Consider the following 17240-nt stretch of genomic DNA (forward strand, 5'->3'; position numbering starts at 1 on the left):
CAAATAAGCGTCAGAAAAGATTTCAAATAAGTTTCAAAAAGTAAAAAACATTTAATTTTAGTCTGCTGGTAGGGAGTGGTCTAAGCTTATTCGAACCTGAAGGACTGGACTTCGGGCTCGGTGGCGGAGACAAAAGCCGGAAAAATGAACAAAGCAATGGCCGGGGCGTAAAGCAGGGGGCTGAAAAATCCGCAGACAACAATAGTCGTTAGCAAACCGCCCATCATGTTGGATGGGAAGCGTTTGTATAGTGAGGTGCCTGCTGCTGCGGCAAGACAGGGGCCGGCCAGCCCCCACGCGGTTAAGAGATGCAGCCAGAATGGGAGCACGTGGAAAAGATAGATGCCTGATCCGGTCCAGATCTGCTGCTGTCCATGCCAGATGGTCCAGAGTGAGGCCGGGACATTGAGCGGCAGGGGGATGCTTAAGGGAAAGCCGCTGATGAGCAGTTCCGGATTGTTGGCGAAAAGCTCAAGGATGGAAAACCAGAGCCAGTAAGACGGCAGATCATACCTGTTCATGAAGGTCATTTCCTGAACCTCAAGGGACAGGTAATTGAAAATGAGCATGGCAAGAATGAGCAGGAATTTTTTTAATCCGCCCTTGGGTCCTGAAATGAGCAGGATTAGTACAGATCCGAGAATGGCATCCCTTCCCAGAGAGCAGAATATGCCGGAGAGAATGAGCAGCCGGGAGAAATTATTCTCCTCCGGATTATGCAGTGTGGCGCATAGTCCGGCCAGCAGAATGGGGCCGGTGGTAATCTGCATGCCGAACAGAGACGGTATTGCAGGCTGTTGCAACAGGAAAAAACGGCAGCCGAATTCCAGACAGATAAATAAGGCCAGCCAATTGGCCCAGAAGGATATCTGTTTCGGGCTGGGCGGGGGGTAAAGGTCCAGCCAGAGCATGGTTGCCAGCAGGAAGATCAGCGGCTTGCTTTCCATGAGCAGGGGCAGCTGATCCAGCAGGTGGCTGGCGTAGGGTGTGAAGTTGTTGAATGAAATCCAGGTGATGAGCAGGGCGGGTATTCCGGCCTTGAGCCAAAGCGGGAGGACGAGATTATTTTCGCCGCGCAGAATTTCCATGAGCAGTCCCAGCACTGCCAGTCCGGTAGCCAGAATCTCAGCCAGATTATCGGGCGCACCATATCCGCTCAAACTGAAGGCTGCGAGGGTCAGCGGCAGTCCCAGTCCGAAAAGGGCAAGCGGGAACTCCGAGGCGGTGAGGGCTTTATTGTCTGAGCTCATTGGCAAAGGTGTTACATGGATATGTCCGGGATTAGAAGGCCTGCAGTAAAAAAAAGTTACTATCGGGCGGAAAACCGCAGGATCAGCCGATTCAAATAATTGAATGGAAAAGCCACCGGTTTGGGGATTCCTTTTCTTTTGACCATCAATATATCCAGAACATGGGCGGTGGGATAGTTGTAGCCGAGGAAATTAACGCACCCGGCACAATAGGTGACCATGGGAACCCCGGTCCGGTGGGCTTCGGTGATCCGTTTGCGGGACCAGTTTTTGGCATATATCTTATTGTAAAACTGGGTTGCCCCGCCCTCTCCGCAGCACAGGGTTTTGGTGCGGTTGTGCTTCATTTCCACCACCCGTACCCCTACGGCTTTGAGCAGGGCGCGTACGTCCTTGTGCATTTCAGTTTCATAGCGGGTTACGCAGGGATCGTGGACAGTCACTTCCTTGAGCTTGGGTCTGACCGGGGTGAAATTCAAGTATTTCAGTTTACGGTAAATGGAAACGATCTCAAGCTTGGTGTTGAATTCTTTAAAGGTCACATGACAATTGGGGCAGGCGGTGAGTATCTTTTTCACCCCCTTGCGCTCCAAATGGTGGACCAGCGTGGAAAGTCTCTCTTCGTGTCTGCTTTTCAGGCCGAGCATCTTTGAAGGCTTGGAGCAGCAGTTGAGAACCAGTCCCATGAGCGGGTCATTACGTTTCAGAATTTTATAGGTGATTCTTGTGGAATCGGGATGCATGGCCGGGAGGGTGCAGCCCGGAAAGAATACGGTTGTACAGCCGTCGGGAATGAATTCACCTTTAAATGGAAAGCGTCTGCCCAGTTTCTCATATTTAAGCAGGGGGGAGTGTTGTTCAAGTTTGAACAGCCCGTTGGCCTGCGCGTGGTTGCGCAGTTCCTTGAACATGCGTTCCGGCTGTGCTGCAACGGGGCAGACTGCTGAGCACAGCCCGCAGGTGGAACAGTCGTACGACCTGATGGACAGGTTGTCGACATCGTCATCGGAGGCAAGCCCTTTCAGGGCAATGGAAACCGGGGAACCGCTTTCAGCCAGAAAGCGGCACAGGGTCATGCATTTACCGCAGTCAATGCATTCGTCAGCGGTGTGTTGCAGTTCTTTTCGCAGCAGTTTTGATACAGGCATAGTTGCGCTTGCCGTCCCGGCCTGCCGCACTCATGGTGCTGATTACGACAGAAGCTGGCAGCCCCAAATTTTAACCCGCTTGTTGACGTATTCAGTGCATTTCCCCTTAATGCGAACTTTAACGCCCGGCTTGAGGTTGCTGACAACCGGAATCTGGTCTTCGGTAAAATGACAGATCACTTCGGCGGTAAAATTGGAAATCCCTTTGAGTCCCACATGCAGATCGCCGAAACCCTTTGCAGAAACATCTACTATTTCCCCGGAAATTTCAATAACTTCGTTCTGGTACTTGCCGCTGGCCATGGTGTTGTTTTCGACAAAATCAATGTAGAGCTTGTAGGAGCCCACATGCAGCTTGGATTGAGCCAGTTTTACTTCATTGGCAATGCGCGCATGCCATGCCCCGAGGGTTTCTTTCTTGTGGGGAGCTACATTTTGGTGGGCGGTCGGCCCGAGTTTGACAGTTTTCTGCAGATCCACCCGGTTGTTCAGGCTTCCGTTTGAGTCAAAGACATCGGCAACGACTTTTCCGTCCATTGAAATGTATATTTTAGCCCTGAGCCTTCCCATGGGGTCCGTTAAGTGAAATTCTTCCGCCTTGACGATGTTGGGCATTTCTTCCCTCCTTGAACTGCAGAAATACGGTTATGTAAGAATATACAATTAAACGGTTCATCGGGTAAAAAAGCAAGGGATATTACAAGTAAATTTTTCCATGCGGACGATAAGTGTTTGTGATTTTCCAAAAAGTTGATATGAGTCTTCACTTGACTTGGGCAGATAAAAGCTTTAACAGACAACCCCTTTCTTTACGCAATTAGCTTAAGTCTCGAAAAGGTGGAGCTTTTAAGATTTTTGCGCGTAAAAATGCTTAGCCGGCGGAGTAAGAGAATTGTTCGACAGCCTATCAGATAGACTTTCCGAAGCCTTTAAGAATTTCAAAGGGCAGGGACGGTTGGATGAGAAAAACATCCAGGCCGGTCTGCGCGAAGTGCGCCTTGCCCTTCTCGAAGCGGACGTAAACTACAAGGTCGTTAAAGATTTTGTGGAAAAGGTAAAGGAGCGCGCTCTCGGGCAGGAGGTCCAGAAATCCCTTTCTCCCGGACAGCAGGTAATCAAGGTCGTTAACGACGAGCTTACCGAGCTGCTCGGTGGCGAGCAGGAAGGACTTTCGCTCACCAAGGGCAAGCTTTCCAAAATAATGATGGTCGGCCTTCAGGGGTCCGGTAAGACCACTTCTTCAGCCAAGATTGCCTTGTATCTGCGGCGTAAGAAGTTCAAGCCCTACCTTGTCCCTGCCGACGTCTACCGTCCCGCTGCGATTGATCAGCTTCATGTGCTGGCCAAGCAGCTGGATATGCCGGCCTACCCGTCCACTACGGAAATGAACCCCGTGGACATCTGCCGTGACGCTATGGTCAAGGCGGAAGAAGCCGGATGTGATGTTCTGCTTTTCGATACAGCCGGGCGTCTGCATATTGATGAACCCCTGATGGAGGAACTTGCTTCCATCAAGGAAGAATGCACCCCGGATGAAATCCTTTTCGTGGCGGATGCGATGACAGGGCAGGACGCTGTCAACGTAGCCTCCACCTTTGACGACAAACTTGATGTTACCGGTGTCGTCCTTACCAAAATGGATGGTGATGCCCGAGGCGGTGCGGCGCTCTCCATCAAATCAGTTACCGGTAAGTCAGTTAAGTTTGTCGGTATGGGTGAGAAGCTCAACGAGCTCGAACTCTTCTACCCGGACAGGGCCGCTTCAAGAATTCTCGGCATGGGGGATGTCCTTTCCCTGATCGAGAAAGCCCAGTCGGTGATGGATGAGGGAGAAGCTGAAGAGCTGACCGAGAAATTCCGCAAGGCAAAGTTTGATCTTGAGGATTTCCGCACCCAGATGCGCAGAATGAAGAAGATCGGTTCCATGGGGTCGATCATGAAAATGATCCCCGGACTCGGCGGGCTGACCAAGCAGCTCGGCGATATGGAGATCCCGGACAAGGAACTGAACAGGATAGAAGCCATCATCTCGTCCATGACCATGGAAGAGCGCAGGCAGCCCAAACTTATCAATCCCAGCCGCAGGCAGAGGATTGCCAAGGGTTCCGGCGTCAAGCTCGAAGAGGTCAATCAGATGCTCAAGAATTTTGAGCAGATGAGCAAGATGATGAAGAAAATGATGGGCGGAAAAGGTGGAAAGGGCAAAATGCCCAAGATGCCTAATATGCCCGGAATGCCCGGACTTGGTGGCGGTGCAGGAATGCCGGGAATGCCCGGTATGGAAGGGCTCGAAGGTATGGAAGGAATGGGCGGAATGGTCCAGCCGACCAAGGCCAAGAGCAAAAAGACCCTTCAGGCCCGCAAAAAGAAAAAGCTTAAAAAGCAGGCCCGCAAGAAAAAGAAGAAATAGGTTTTTGTGGGCATTTGCTTGCAATTTATTAACGAACCACTTAATTTAAGATTATATGGGGGAAAGTAGACAATGGCTATTAAACTCAGACTGACCCGTATGGGCTCCAAAAAACGCCCTTTTTACAGAATCGTAGCAATCAACAGCGAAACCAGACGTGACGGTCGTCCTCTGGACTTCTGCGGTTATTACAACCCCATGGTTGAGCCTGTTGAAGTGAAAATTGACAAGGAAAAAGTAGAGAAGTGGCTTGAGAGAGGCGCTGAGCCCAGCGATACCGTAAAATCTCTCCTCAAAGCTAATTCCTAGGGTTCGTATCTCGCCAGGTTCGAATTCTTCTTCACTACTCACGGTACACACTCGAAATCAGAAGCGGAGGTTGTTGGCATGTTGAAGGATTTAGTAGAGTACATCGCGAAATCGCTTGTTGACAATCCGGATGAAGTAGTTGTCACCGAGATCGAAGGGGAGCAGACTTCCGTAATCGAACTCAAGGTCGCTAAAGAAGACCTCGGTAAGGTTATCGGTAAGCAGGGCCGCACCGCGCGTGCCATGAGAACCCTGCTCGGTGCTGCATCAACCAAGGTGAGAAAACGCTCTGTTCTGGAAATTCTGGAATAGAAGCTAAACGAACCTGACCTGCCGGAAGGCTGCTATGGAAATGCTTGTAGTTGCCGAGGTGGTCAAACCACATGGTCTCAGGGGGGAAGTCTGCATTGAATCCCATGCGGACTCCCCTTTTCTCTTCGACGAGGTCCCCTGTCTCTATCTGGCTAAGAAAGGACAGAAGCCCCGTCGTTTTGTTGTGCGCTCTTCACGGAAACATAAAGGGCGCATGCTCCTGACTTTCAAGGGAGTCGACGGTCGTGATGAGGCGGAAAGCCTGCGCGGCATGGAAGTGCTGGTGCGTGAAGCTGATCTTCCCGAATCCGGGGATGATGAAGTCTACATGTACGAACTGGAAGGCATGTCCGTCGAACTTGAAGACGGGACCGTGGTTGGAACCATCTCGAACTTTATTCTTGCCCCCGGGCAGGAAACATGGGTGATCTCTTCTTCAGAGGGTAAGGAAATTCTTTTTCCCGCTGTTGAAGAATTTGTATTGTCTGTTGATCTGGACGCTGAAAAGATTGTCGTCGACCCTCCTGAAGGGCTGCTCGATATCTATCTCGTCGAGAACAAAAAAGACAAGAAAGACAACGGGAAGAAAAAGAAATAGGCCAGAGCAGTTAAGGCTAAGTGCAGTGAAATTCAATTTAGTTACTCTTTTTCCGGAATTTTTTGATTCCCCGCTGTCGCACGGACTCATGGGTAAAGGCGTTGAAAAGGGCATTGTCTCTTTCAACAAGGTCGATCCCCGCGAGTTCACCACAGATAAACATAAATCCGTCGATGACCGTCCCTACGGCGGCGGGCCGGGCATGGTCATGTTTCTTGACCCTATTGCCAAGGCTCTGGACAGCGTAGGCATACGCCCGACTAAGGAAGGCGGTTGCCCCAAGGGTAAAAGGCTGATCATGCTTTCACCCAAAGGCAAACCCCTGACCCAGAAGCTGGCGGTGAAGCTTTCCAAGGAAGAGGAGCTGACCCTCGTCTGCGGAAGGTATGAAGGTATCGACGCCCGTTTTGATGATATTTTTCCCGTTGAACAGGTCTCCGTAGGAGATTTCGTGCTCAACGGGGGGGAAGCCGGGGCCATGTGCCTCATAGAAGCTGTAGCCCGTCTGCTGCCGGATTTTATGGGTCATGCCGAATCCGGTACAGAAGAAAGTTTTTCTTCCGGCCTGCTGGAGTATCCGCACTTTACCCGTCCTGCTGAATATGACGGGCTGAAAGTGCCGGAAGTACTCTCCTCAGGCAACCATGCTTTGATCGAAGAATGGAGAAGAAAAGAGTCTCTGGATGCAACCTTGGATGCGCGTCCGGAGCTTCTGGCCGAAGCAGAAGGGTTAAAAAAAGATGATGTGCGTTATTTGCGCACAATCCCCCGAAAACGTTTGGGAAAAAATCTTTATATGGCTCTTGTTCACTATCCCGTGCTAAATAAATTTGGAGAAAAAGCCGCTGTTTCTTTGACAAACCTCGATATTCACGATATGTCCCGCGTTTCCCGCTCTTACTCAATCAGCGGATTTTTTGCGGTGACTCCCATCGAGGACCAGAAGAAACTGGCCGAGAGGATAATTTCCCACTGGACCTCGGGACCGGGTAGCAAGTTCAACCCGGACCGCGCCGCAGCTTTTTCCAAAGTAGGAGTAAAAGATTCCCTGCAAGATGTGGTGGAGCATATCGAGTCGGGAACGGGTAAGAAGCCGATATTGATAACCACGAGCGCACGGGGCGCAGGCAGCACCACCATGAACAGGGTTCGTGAAATGCTGCAGGATAATCCCGTACTGCTGGTTTTCGGTACCGGACACGGGTTGGCTCCCGAAATTCTGGACATGGCAGAAGGCAGCTTACGGCCTATCAGGTTCATGGACGGATACAACCATCTATCAGTAAGAAGTGCGGTGGCGATCACGATCGACAGGCTGCTTAATGACGCCTGGTAGATCCGCCTTCGGGTGCCGCAAAGAAATTTATATAAGGAGTAGCGAAATGAGCAACGTAATTGCAAACATCGAACGCGAACAGATGCGTATTGATATGCCCGCTTTCAAAGCAGGCGACACTGTAAAGGTACACCTGCGTATTATCGAAGGTGAAAAGGAACGTATCCAGGTATTCCAGGGTGCTGTTCTGCGTTACCGTAAAGGTACCACCAACTCCACCTTCACCGTCCGCAAAATTTCCGACGGTATCGGCGTTGAGCGTGTTTTCCCCGTACACTCCCCCTACATCGAGCGTGTAGAGGTAGTTGCAGAAGGTAAAGTACGCCGCAGCCGCATCTACTACCTGCGCGGCCTCAAAGGTAAAGCAGCTCGCATCAAGTCCAAACAGGCTTGGTAGGCCACGAAGCATTTATGCTTCGCGGATACTCCCATCGGGCCTCGGGTCCGGCATGGGAACGCAATATTGTGTTGAAAAACCGTCATTCCCGGACTGTGAAGTTTGGGTATGACGGTTTTTTGCTTTTTGAAGATGCCTTCGGCGACCCTGCCGGGGGCCTTAAACCCTTTTGCAAAAGGGTTTAAGAATCCCAAAACCTTTTGTTAGGGCTTCGCCGACTATGTCTGAAAATATGTTGCCGGGGATGGAGACACAAAGTCTCATCACTGCCGGGATTGATGAAGCTGGGCGTGGCTGCCTTGCAGGGCCTGTTGTGGCTGGTGCTGTGATTCTGCCTGAAGAGTATGATTTGCCGGGGCTGACCGATTCCAAGAAGCTTGATGAAGCTGCGCGGGATCGGCTGGCGGTGGAGATTAAAGAGCAGGCTGTCTGCTGGGCTTTGGGTGTCTGCCGGGCGCAGGTGGTGGATCAGATTAATATTCTGCAGGCTACTTTCCGGGCCATGGGCCGTTCTGTCACTCATTTGAAGGTGCAGCCTCAGATGTTAATGGTGGACGGCAACAAGACCGTTCCTGTGCAGTATTTGGATGGTCTGTCCTGCAGGCAGGAAGCGGTTGTGAAGGGCGACCTGAAGATACCGGCAATTTCTGCGGCTTCCATTCTGGCCAAAACTTTTCGCGATAAGCTCATGGTGCAGCTTGCTAAACGGTATCCGGCTTATGGATTTGAAATTCATAAGGGGTACGGCACGAAAGTTCATCTGGAAGCACTTAAAGAACATGGCCCTTGCGCTGTGCACCGCATGACGTTCAAGGGAGTTCTTCCTGAAAAGAAGAAGCCCAGACAGGAGCGCATGTGTCTGCCCGGCATTTAGAATTCGGGCAGGCGGGCGAAGATTACGCGGTCCGCTTTCTGGAGAATCGCGGCTACTCCATCCGCCAGCGTAATTGGCGTTGGAAGCAGTGGGAGCTGGATATAATCTGTGAAAAGGGCGATGAACTTATTTTCGTGGAAGTGAAGACCAGAAGGGGGCGCAACAGGATGTCCGGTATAGAGGCTGTGACTTCCGCCAAGCGCAAGAAACTGGTCAAGGCCGCCACACGTTATCTTTCGGCATTTGATTATTGGGACAAGCCCTGCAGATTTGATTTAATTATTGTAACCGACGACGGAACCGGATTCCGTGCGGAGCACATAGAAAATGCATTTGACCTCAACTCTATGGGTGGTGGCAACACCGCTTGGCAACCTTGGTGATATAACCGACCGCGCACGTAAGGTGCTGGCGGAGGCTGATCTTATTTTTGCTGAAGATACCCGGCGTACGGGTAAACTTTTGCAGGCATTGGATATCAGCGGCAAGAGCATGGTCAGTCTGCACGAGCACAATGAGGAAAAGCGGATCAAAAAGGTGCTGGCCCATTTTGATGAGGGCAAGGACGCGGCCCTTGTTTCCGATGCCGGAACCCCGCTCATGAGCGATCCCGGTTACCGGGTGGTCCGGGCCTGCCGCGAACACGGTGTACGGGTGGTGCCCGTTCCCGGTCCCAGTGCTCCGGTAACAGCCTTGTCCGGCTGCGGCTTGCCGCCGTACCCGTTTACCTTTCTCGGCTTCCTGCCGCGCAAGGAAGGGCAGATGCGCAAGCTCTTCGAAGCCCACGGTTCGACAGGGGCAACAATTGTATTTTTCGAGCGCAAATCCCGGTTGCGGGAGACCCTGCATCTGGCCTATGAAAGCTTAGGAAACCGCGAGTTTTCCATCTGCCGGGAACTGACCAAGGATTACGAGGAATTTATTAACGGCAACCTCGAAGACTGGGCAGAAGTCTCCGAAGAGCTGCGCGGTGAAATCACCGTAGTCATCGGCCCCCCGGTAAATGAGGGGCCAGCCTCGGAAGAAGACATCTTCAATATGATCGATGCCGAGATGGAATCCGGCGATAAGCCCAAAGTTATCGCCAGACGTATAGCCGAAAAAGTCGAAGGCTGGACAGCAAAAGCGGTCTATGAAAAGGTAACTGAAAGAAAAAAGAATAGTTAGAATGCCTCCGGCGGCTGGGGAAGGGAAACTTTTTATTAGGCTTCGCCGCTTGAATTCTAATAAAACGTTTTGGGATTCTTAAACCCTTTTGGAAAAGGGTTTAAGCCGCCGGAGGCGAAATCTTTTAGTAAAAAGCGCGAAGCGCATCAAATAGTATGGATAAAGGAAAAAAGAAATTAGGTCTGGCATTTGTCAGCTGCTTTCTGCGTTCGTATTTTGTGGGTGCGGGTTTCAATACCCGTGGTCTGCAGAATATCGGCTTTTCCTATGCCATGCAGCCCGGTCTGGAAGCTATTTACGATGACCATGCGGAGCTTGTTAAGGCCCGCAAGCGTTATGTGAAGCATTACAATTCACATCCGTTCTGGGCACCGCTGCTGGTGGCGATTTTCCTGTCTGTGGAAGTGCAGATCAAGGAAGGGCGTTTTCCGGTGCAGCTGCTTGATAAATTGAAAAATACCACCAGCTACACCTTGTCGGCCATCGGTGATTCGGTTTTTGCGGGCAGCGGCCTGATCTTTTGGGCACTGGCTACGGTGAATCTGCTGCTGGCTGGTCATCATACGCAGGCTATGCTACTCGGATTAGTGTTGTTCTGCGGCTTGCAGGTTTTTAAAGTTTTCACCTTCTGGTCCGGGATTAATAAGGGACTGGGTTTTTTGGATGAACTCAAAAGATGGGATTTGATCAACTGGGGAGAAAGGCTTAAATACGCCAACGGCATCCTTGTGCTTTTGATCTGGTTCCAGCTCTGGCCCCGACCCCTGAACGGTTTTGAATGGTATGGGGGAACGGCGGCACTTGGTGTTTTAGGCTGGCTGGTGGCAACCGGAAAGATCGCTCGTGAAATAGTGGCGGTGCTGGTGGTTGTAATCGGATTGCTGACAATACATATGCTTTGATTTTTTCTTTTGAAGAAATATTATATAAGGATTAATGAGAAATGACTGAAGAGAGTGCACTGCGCGAAGAATCCCCGGAAGGCGGGGAAGCGGTTGCCCGGACAGTGGTTGTGACCAACCAGCTGGGGCTGCATGCCCGCCCGGCCGCAAAGCTCGCGCAGGAAGCCCAGAATTTTACCGCGGACATCATGGTTGTCTGCGAAGAGCAGGAAATCGACGCCAAAAGCATTCTTGATGTGCTTACTCTGGCGGCAGCGCAGGGCAGTGTCCTTGAGTTGCGGGCGGACGGCCCGGATGCCGTGGCGGCCCTTGATTGTCTGGAAGAACATTTTAAAAACAGATTCGGCGAGGAAAAGTAAGTGGCCAGAGCGGTCGTCAACGGAATTTCCGTCTCAACGGGTATAGCTATCGGTAAGGCTTTTTTTCTTAACCGCAGTATTTCTTCACGTCTGCCGCGGCAGACCGTGCCTACCCATATGGTGGAGGACGAGAAAGAGCGGATGGAAAAAGGGTTCATCGATGCCGTGGCTGAGCTTGCAGCTGTGCGGGAAAAGGTTCCCGAGGAGCTTAAGGAGCACCAGCTGATCATTGATTCCCACTTGATGATGCTCAAGGACCCCAAGCTGCAGTCCTCGGCCCTGAAATATATTGATGAGCTGAAAATCAATGCCGAATGGGCACTGGATAAAGCCGTTAACGATCTTGAAAAGGCTTTCGGTGCCCTTGAGGACATCTATATTCGTGAACGCATGCAGGACGTGCGTCAGGTGGCTCTGCGGGTGCAGGCCAAGCTTATCGGCGGAGAAGCCAACCTGCGGCCGGTTGAAGGGCGCGTGGTGCTTATGGCCCATGACCTGACCCCAGCCGATACCATCGAGCTTGAAGTAAACAAGCTCATGGCCTTTGTGACCACGCTGGGCGGTAAGACTTCCCATACCGGTATTTTGGCCCGGACCCTGAATATTCCCGCACTTGTCGGCGCGGAGGAATTGGAAAATTCCGTTGTGGACGGCGATCTGGTCATCATTGACGGGCTGGCCGGCAAGGTGCTGGTTGACCCGACTGATGAGGAACTGGAGGAGTATTATAAGCTCGAAACCCAGTTCGATGATTACCAGCGGACCATTATCCGCAGCTGCCAGCTTCCGGCTGAGACCGAAGACGGCTACCGGGTGGAGGTTCACGCTAACATAGAACTTTTTGAAGAGGTGGCGGCGGTTATTGATAACGGCGGCGAGGGCATCGGGCTGTTCAGGACCGAGTATGCCTACCTGAGCCGTACCGACCTGCCTACCGAGGATGAACTGGCCGAGAAATATTCCGAACTGGCGGCGATCATGTCCCCGCGCAAGGTTACTTTGCGTACTCTTGATCTCGGTTCGGACAAGTTCATGTCCCATTTCGGCCAGCTGGATGAGGCCAACCCGGCCCTTGGTTTGCGGGCCATGCGTTTCTGCCTCAAGCATCAGGACCTGTTCCGGACCCAGCTCCGGGCAATGCTCCGGGCCAGTGTGCACGGCAATGTTTCCATGATGTTTCCTATGATCTGCGGGCTGAAAGAAGTTCTGCAGGCCAAAAGTGCCCTTGCCCGTGCGCAGCAGGAATTGCGTGACGAGGGCATCCCATTTGATGAGAACATGCCCATCGGGGTCATGATCGAGCTGCCCGCAGCGGTCATGATTGCCGAAATTCTGGCTCAGGAAGTTGATTTCTTCAGTATCGGAACCAACGACCTGATCCAGTACAGCCTCGGTATTGACCGCACCAACCCGCATGTGTCCTATCTTTACCAGCCGTTGCATCCGGCGGTGGTGCGTTCCATCAAATACGTGGTGGACGCCGGACACCGGGCCGGTATCGGGGTCAGTCTCTGCGGTGAGGTGGCGTCCGATCCTTATTGTGTGCCTATCCTTATGGGTATGCAGATCGACAGCCTGTCCCTTACCCCGCAGGCAATCCCCGGCATTAAGCGCATTCTTCGGCAGTTGAATATGCAGGAATGCAAGCAGCTGCTTAAAGATGTACTCGGCTGCCGCACTGTTACCAGAATCAACCGTCTTGTTACGGAAAATATTTATAAGAAATATCCGGAAGAGCTGACGTTTTTTGCGTCGCTACTGGATAATGAAGAGATCGCAGGTTAATCCGAAATCATGGCTAAGAAGAAAAAGAAGAAGAGCCCTTCATCAATTGCGCTCAATAAGCAGGCCCGCCGTAATTACGAATTCGTGGAAACCATGGAAGCCGGACTGGTGCTCAAGGGTACCGAGGTCAAATCCTTGCGTCAGGGTTTGGTCAGCTTCATGGACGGCTATATCAATTTCAAGGAAGGCGAAGCATGGCTGGTGGGGGTTCATATCGCACCTTACGACCATGCAGGCTACACCCAGCATGAGCCGGACCGTCCGCGTAAGCTGCTGCTGCATGCCCGTGAGATAGAAAAGCTGCAGACAAGGGTGGAGCAGAAAGGCTTGACCGTTGTTCCTGTCAGATTGTACTTCTCAAGAGGTAATATCAAGCTTGAGATTGCCCTCGCCAAGGGCCGCAATGTGCATAACCGCAAGGAAGAGCTCAAGCGCAGGGATATAGCAAGAGATACGGCCCGTCAGCTGGCTAATTACTAGCCGACCAACGAGCCGTATAAAGTTCTCATCCACCCCTTGCCGGTGGGTGGAGAAAGCATGATAAGGGTATAGTAACCTTAATGAATCAAGGCTTGTTTACTGGAGACCGGAAACAAGAATGGTGAAAACCATTGCTGCACCGACCCAGAAAATTGTCTTAACCATTCCGGTTACGGGGTCGATTCTTTTTTCGCGGCCCATTTCGCTGTCTTCAGGGGTGAAAACTTCTGTGACAAATGCGCTGATGCTGCTCATGACGGTTCTCCTGTATTCGTGATCAAGATTTTAAAAATCACGTAGCCGATGAGTCCTTATTGCCCGTTTTCATGTTTTCAATCCAATGGGAATAATCGAAGACCCCCTTTAAGTTTTTCGATGGGGTTTTGAGATATCTAAAATGGTTTATATAGCGGGCTGAAATTAATGGAATTATATCAGATCAAGACATTCGTGGTGGTGGCCGAGGAAGGCAATATGACCCGGGCGGCCAAGCGTCTGCACGCCAGCCAGTCCACCATCAGCCTGCATATCAAGTCCCTTGAAGAAGAATTTGACCTGCGCCTTTTTCAGCGCACCCCCAAGGGCATGAGTCTCACACCGGAAGGCGTACTGCTGCTTGAGAAAGCCCGCGACCTGCTCGATTGCGTGGAGAAATTCGAATCCGAAGCCCGTTCCATGAAGGGCGAACTTTCCGGCGAAGCACGCGTCGGCCTGCAAACCTCTCCTGTTTATCTGCGTACCCCGCAGCTCATCAAATTACTCAAAGAAAAATTTCCCGGACTTTCCCTGCGTCTGGTTCAGATGCCCACATGGACCATCCGCAGCGACATCGCCGCCCGCAAGCTGGACGGCGGCTTCTTTTATTCCAACTGCCCGCCTGATGAAGTGGACGGCATTCTGCTCGAAAATACCATCCTGCACGTGGTCGGCCCGGCTTCGTGGAAGGGGCAGATGAAAGATGCCAGCTGGGTGGATCTTTCCAAGCTGGACTGGATCTGGACCCCGGAGGAGTGTTCTTTCAACGTCAAGCTTGAAGAGACCTTTTCCTCCCGCGATCTTGAAGTCACCAAATCAATGATCGCCGACAGCGAGGATACCCACAACGCGCTGGTCAAGTCCGGCAACGGGATTACTGTCATGCGTGCTGATGAGGCCGCCGAAGGTGTTGAGAAGGGCGAATTTTTCATATGGCCCGGCGGGCATATCGAAGTGGGTTTATATTTCGGCTTCCCCCGTAACAAAGCCGATGATCCTGTTGTTAGAGCCTTGCTCGACTGCGTTGAAGAAGTCTGGAAAAAGGCGTAGCCCTAATAAAAGTTTTTGAAGAGTCCAGAGAAACTTTTTCCAAAAAGTTTCTTTGGCCCCCGGAGGGTCGCCGAAGGCATGAAACAATATCCAGATCAATTATCCCGCTCCCATAAAAAATTTCTGCAAAGCCTTTTCCCCGGCAGGGAATCAAGCTTTGACGACGGCACTTTGCTCGCTTGTGGTGTAGACGCCAGCCAGCGACATGCAAAGCCGCTGGCTCTGGTGCGCCCGCAGGAAACTGCACAGGTTGCGGAACTGCTGAAATGGGCACAACAAGAGCGGATGCCTATCTATCCGCGGGCACGGGCGACCAATAAGGTCGGGAACTGTGTCCCGGTACGCCACGGCATTGTGGTTTCCATGCTGGAGATGAATGAAATTTTGGATATCGATGGCCGCGATTTTGTGGCTGTGACCCAGCCGGGCGTAATTACCGCTGATTTGCAGAAGGCTGTGGAAACGCAGGGATTGTTTTATCCGCCAGACCCGGCAAGTATGAAAATTTCTACCATCGGCGGAAATATAGCCACCTGTGCCGGGGGTATGCGGGCCGTGAAATACGGGGTGACCCGTGACTACGTGCTGGGGCTGGAAGTGGTCCTGCCCGGCGGTGAAACTATCCGTACCGGGGGCCGGACCCAGAAGAATGTGGTCGGGCTGGATCTGACCCGGCTCATAGTCGGTTCCGCCGGAACACTGGGGCTGGTTACCGAAGCGACCCTGAAGCTGTTGCCCCTGCCGGAAACTTCCGCTTCTGTGCTGGTGGGCTTTGCTGATCTGGACGGTTGCCTGAGGGGAGCCGAAGCTGTGTTCGGTTGCGGAATACTGCCCACGGCCATGGAACTCATGGATCATAATACGATCCGGGCTTTGGAAATGCATTCCGATGTGCCTTGGCCTGCCGGTACCGGAGGGTTGCTGCTGTTCAAGATAGACGGCTCTGCAGAGTCCGTGAAGACCGATCTGGTACGCATTGAGGAGGCTTTGCGGAGTGTTGCGGTTACTTTTGTGGAACAGGGCAGCGGCGCGGATCAGGAACGGCTCTGGGAGCTGCGCCGGGTGATCAGCCCTGCAGCTTTTAATCTTGCGCCTGACAAGCAGGGCGAGGATGTGGCTGTGCCGCGCGGACATGTTGCCGAGGCCATCAAGGGTTATCATTCCATTGGGGAAGAGCTTGGGGTTGTTGTGCTCTGCTTCGGACATCTGGGGGACGGCAATATCCATGTCAGCACCATGTATGACAAATCTGCCGGGGACCAGGAAAAGGCCCTCAAAGCCAAGCAACAGATATTTCAATTGACACTCGAACTGGGAGGCACCCTTTCCGGTGAACACGGTATCGGTCTGACCAAGGCCAAGTACATCAACATGCAGCTGGATAAAACCAGTCAGCGGTTGATGGGAGGGATCAAGAAAACATTCGACCCCTTGAACATCATGAACCCCGGGAAGGTGGTCTGATGGCTGCTCCTAAAAGTTGCGTGCAGTGCGGCAAATGCCTTGAAGTCTGCCCGCTGTTCAAGGTTACCGGACGCGAAGAACTGACCCCCCGCGCCAAATTTTTTCTTGAGTCTCTGGAATCCGGCGAGGTCCTTAGCGAAAAGGACTTTAAATCGCTGGCTTCGCTTTGTCTTTCCTGCGGACGTTGTGCTGAAAATTGCCCGCAAAACATGTCCGGTCCGGATTTGGTTAAGGATTTGCGGTCCAAATCCAAAGACTTTACACAGACTTGCTGGGATTTGTGGTTGCGCAGCCCCGGCCTGCTCTGGCCTATGGCGGCAGCCGGTTCCAAGCTGGTTCCTGAATTTTTGCCGGAACCATTCGGCTCGGCCCGCAAGCGCATGCAATCCCTTTTCGCCAAAAGAGTTGAGCCGTGGGCGGAACTGGGGCCGCAGACCAAATTTGAAAAGCGCAGAGTAATTCTCTTCAAAGGCTGCGTGGGCCGTTTTGCACGTAAAGACTGGGCCGTTAAGGCTGAGCAGCTCATGGATGGTATGGGCTTGCTCCGGGCGGAAGGCGCGCAGTTCAGCTGTTGCGGTTCTTCGTACGGCAGTGCCGGATTGCTGGAGCGGCAGGCTGATTCAAGGATAAAGAATATTAAAGTCTGGAAAGACGCGGACTGTCCGCTACTGATTACTTTTTGCGTCACCTGCCTGAAAGGGCTGAAAGAATATTCCCTTGAAGATTTTGCAGGTGATGCCAAGCTTTTCGATAAATGGCGGCAGGCTTTGACCCCGTTATCCTCCCTGTTGCTGGATGCTGAATTCAAATTTCTCGACAATGTTCCCGCTCAGGTTGCTTACCACCAGCCCTGCCACGCTCCCGTAGATGATACAGACCGCAAACTGGTTGAATTAATCGGTGGGGAGCGGCTGCTCCCGGTGCAGGAAGACCTCTGTTGCGGGTTCGGCGGAATCATGCAGTTGGGCGCGCCGGAACTGTCCAAGGAAGTGGGGCGCCATTGCCTTGCACAGCTTACCAAGGGCATGCAGCCGGGCGGCCAAATTCTTAGCGGTTGTTCTGCCTGTACGATTCAACTTGCCAGTCTTGTAAAAGATGAATATTTTGCTGCTCACTGGCTTGATATTTTGAAATAAAGCCTTAT

Annotated in this window: 20 protein-coding genes; 16 read left to right on the forward strand and 4 right to left on the reverse strand. The window is 52.2% G+C overall.

Translation table 11 applies throughout. The features are described 5' to 3' along the window. Positions 1-86: 86 nt before the first annotated feature. From FMR86_RS04185 to FMR86_RS04195, 3 genes are read right to left on the reverse strand one after another with little or no spacing between them, the layout of a single operon-like run. Positions 87-1250: a hypothetical protein gene (locus FMR86_RS04185; RefSeq protein WP_163349832.1), complete on the reverse strand. Its 1164-nt coding sequence runs from the start codon at positions 1248-1250 to the stop codon at positions 87-89. Positions 1251-1309: 59 nt separating this feature from the next. After that, positions 1310-2398: a (Fe-S)-binding protein gene (locus tag FMR86_RS04190; RefSeq protein ID WP_163349833.1), complete on the reverse strand. Its 1089-nt coding sequence runs from the start codon at positions 2396-2398 to the stop codon at positions 1310-1312. 42 nt (positions 2399-2440) lie between these two features. After that, on the reverse strand, positions 2441-3013 hold the full coding sequence (locus FMR86_RS04195) for a hypothetical protein (RefSeq protein WP_163349834.1): 573 nt from the start codon (positions 3011-3013) through the stop codon (positions 2441-2443). 277 nt (positions 3014-3290) lie between these two features. Between FMR86_RS04195 and ffh the strand changes: the two genes are divergently transcribed. The 13 genes from ffh (at position 3291) to smpB (ending at position 13327) form a co-directional block, all read left to right on the forward strand. Continuing rightward, positions 3291-4808 (forward strand): signal recognition particle protein, encoded by a 1518-nt coding sequence (gene ffh / locus FMR86_RS04200; RefSeq protein ID WP_163349835.1) that lies wholly within the window; start codon positions 3291-3293, stop codon positions 4806-4808. A 72-nt stretch (positions 4809-4880) separates the two neighbouring features. Continuing rightward, entirely contained in the window at positions 4881-5117 is a 237-nt protein-coding gene (rpsP, locus tag FMR86_RS04205) for a 30S ribosomal protein S16 (protein ID WP_012765791.1), read from the forward strand. Positions 5118-5195: 78 nt separating this feature from the next. Further along, positions 5196-5429, forward strand: coding sequence for a KH domain-containing protein (locus FMR86_RS04210; protein WP_012765792.1), 234 nt, complete (start codon positions 5196-5198; stop codon positions 5427-5429). 34 nt (positions 5430-5463) lie between these two features. Next, positions 5464-6027 carry a ribosome maturation factor RimM gene (gene rimM / locus FMR86_RS04215; RefSeq protein ID WP_163349836.1) on the forward strand — a complete coding sequence of 188 codons (564 nt, stop codon included), beginning with the start codon at positions 5464-5466 and terminating at the stop codon, positions 6025-6027. A gap of 25 nt (positions 6028-6052) precedes the next feature. After that, on the forward strand, positions 6053-7363 hold the full coding sequence (gene trmD, locus FMR86_RS04220) for a tRNA (guanosine(37)-N1)-methyltransferase TrmD (protein WP_163349837.1): 1311 nt from the start codon (positions 6053-6055) through the stop codon (positions 7361-7363). Between the two features lie 46 nt (positions 7364-7409). Then, a complete protein-coding gene (rplS, locus tag FMR86_RS04225) occupies positions 7410-7760 on the forward strand; it encodes a 50S ribosomal protein L19 (RefSeq protein WP_163349838.1) in 351 nt (116 codons plus the stop codon). Between the two features lie 220 nt (positions 7761-7980). Then, a complete protein-coding gene (locus FMR86_RS04230; RefSeq protein WP_163349839.1) occupies positions 7981-8634 on the forward strand; it encodes a ribonuclease HII in 654 nt (217 codons plus the stop codon). Further along, on the forward strand, positions 8616-9017 hold the full coding sequence (locus FMR86_RS04235) for a YraN family protein (protein WP_163349840.1): 402 nt from the start codon (positions 8616-8618) through the stop codon (positions 9015-9017). The genes FMR86_RS04230 and FMR86_RS04235 overlap by 19 nt, the downstream gene beginning before the upstream one ends. Continuing rightward, a complete protein-coding gene (rsmI, locus tag FMR86_RS04240) occupies positions 8962-9801 on the forward strand; it encodes a 16S rRNA (cytidine(1402)-2'-O)-methyltransferase (protein ID WP_163349841.1) in 840 nt (279 codons plus the stop codon). The genes FMR86_RS04235 and rsmI overlap by 56 nt, the downstream gene beginning before the upstream one ends. A 155-nt stretch (positions 9802-9956) precedes the next feature. Next, positions 9957-10703, forward strand: coding sequence for a PTS system mannose/fructose/sorbose family transporter subunit IID (locus FMR86_RS04245; protein WP_163349842.1), 747 nt, complete (start codon positions 9957-9959; stop codon positions 10701-10703). Positions 10704-10744: 41 nt separating this feature from the next. Next, positions 10745-11062, forward strand: a complete 318-nt coding sequence (locus FMR86_RS04250; RefSeq protein WP_163349843.1) for an HPr family phosphocarrier protein — start codon at positions 10745-10747, stop codon at positions 11060-11062. Continuing rightward, positions 11063-12847 carry a phosphoenolpyruvate--protein phosphotransferase gene (gene ptsP, locus FMR86_RS04255; protein ID WP_163349844.1) on the forward strand — a complete coding sequence of 595 codons (1785 nt, stop codon included), beginning with the start codon at positions 11063-11065 and terminating at the stop codon, positions 12845-12847. Between the two features lie 9 nt (positions 12848-12856). Next, a complete protein-coding gene (gene smpB, locus FMR86_RS04260; protein WP_163349845.1) occupies positions 12857-13327 on the forward strand; it encodes an SsrA-binding protein SmpB in 471 nt (156 codons plus the stop codon). Between the two features lie 96 nt (positions 13328-13423). On the opposite strand, the gene FMR86_RS20365 is transcribed toward smpB, so the two are convergent. Continuing rightward, a complete protein-coding gene (locus FMR86_RS20365) occupies positions 13424-13582 on the reverse strand; it encodes a hypothetical protein (protein ID WP_203544777.1) in 159 nt (52 codons plus the stop codon). A 168-nt stretch (positions 13583-13750) separates the two neighbouring features. On the opposite strand from FMR86_RS20365, the gene FMR86_RS04265 reads away from it, so the two are divergent. The 3 genes from FMR86_RS04265 (at position 13751) to FMR86_RS04275 (ending at position 17232) form a co-directional block, all read left to right on the forward strand. Further along, complete coding sequence (locus tag FMR86_RS04265) at positions 13751-14632, forward strand: LysR family transcriptional regulator (RefSeq protein WP_163349846.1); 882 nt, start codon at positions 13751-13753, stop codon at positions 14630-14632. A gap of 78 nt (positions 14633-14710) precedes the next feature. Next, positions 14711-16096, forward strand: coding sequence for an FAD-binding oxidoreductase (locus tag FMR86_RS04270; RefSeq protein ID WP_163349847.1), 1386 nt, complete (start codon positions 14711-14713; stop codon positions 16094-16096). Further along, positions 16096-17232, forward strand: coding sequence for a (Fe-S)-binding protein (locus FMR86_RS04275; RefSeq protein WP_163349848.1), 1137 nt, complete (start codon positions 16096-16098; stop codon positions 17230-17232). Before FMR86_RS04270 ends, FMR86_RS04275 begins: the two co-directional genes overlap by 1 nt. The last annotated feature ends 8 nt before the right edge of the window (positions 17233-17240 follow it).

It is taken from the genome of Desulfovibrio sp. JC010, from assembly GCF_010470675.1.
Taxonomy (GTDB): Bacteria; Desulfobacterota; Desulfovibrionia; order Desulfovibrionales; family Desulfovibrionaceae; genus Maridesulfovibrio.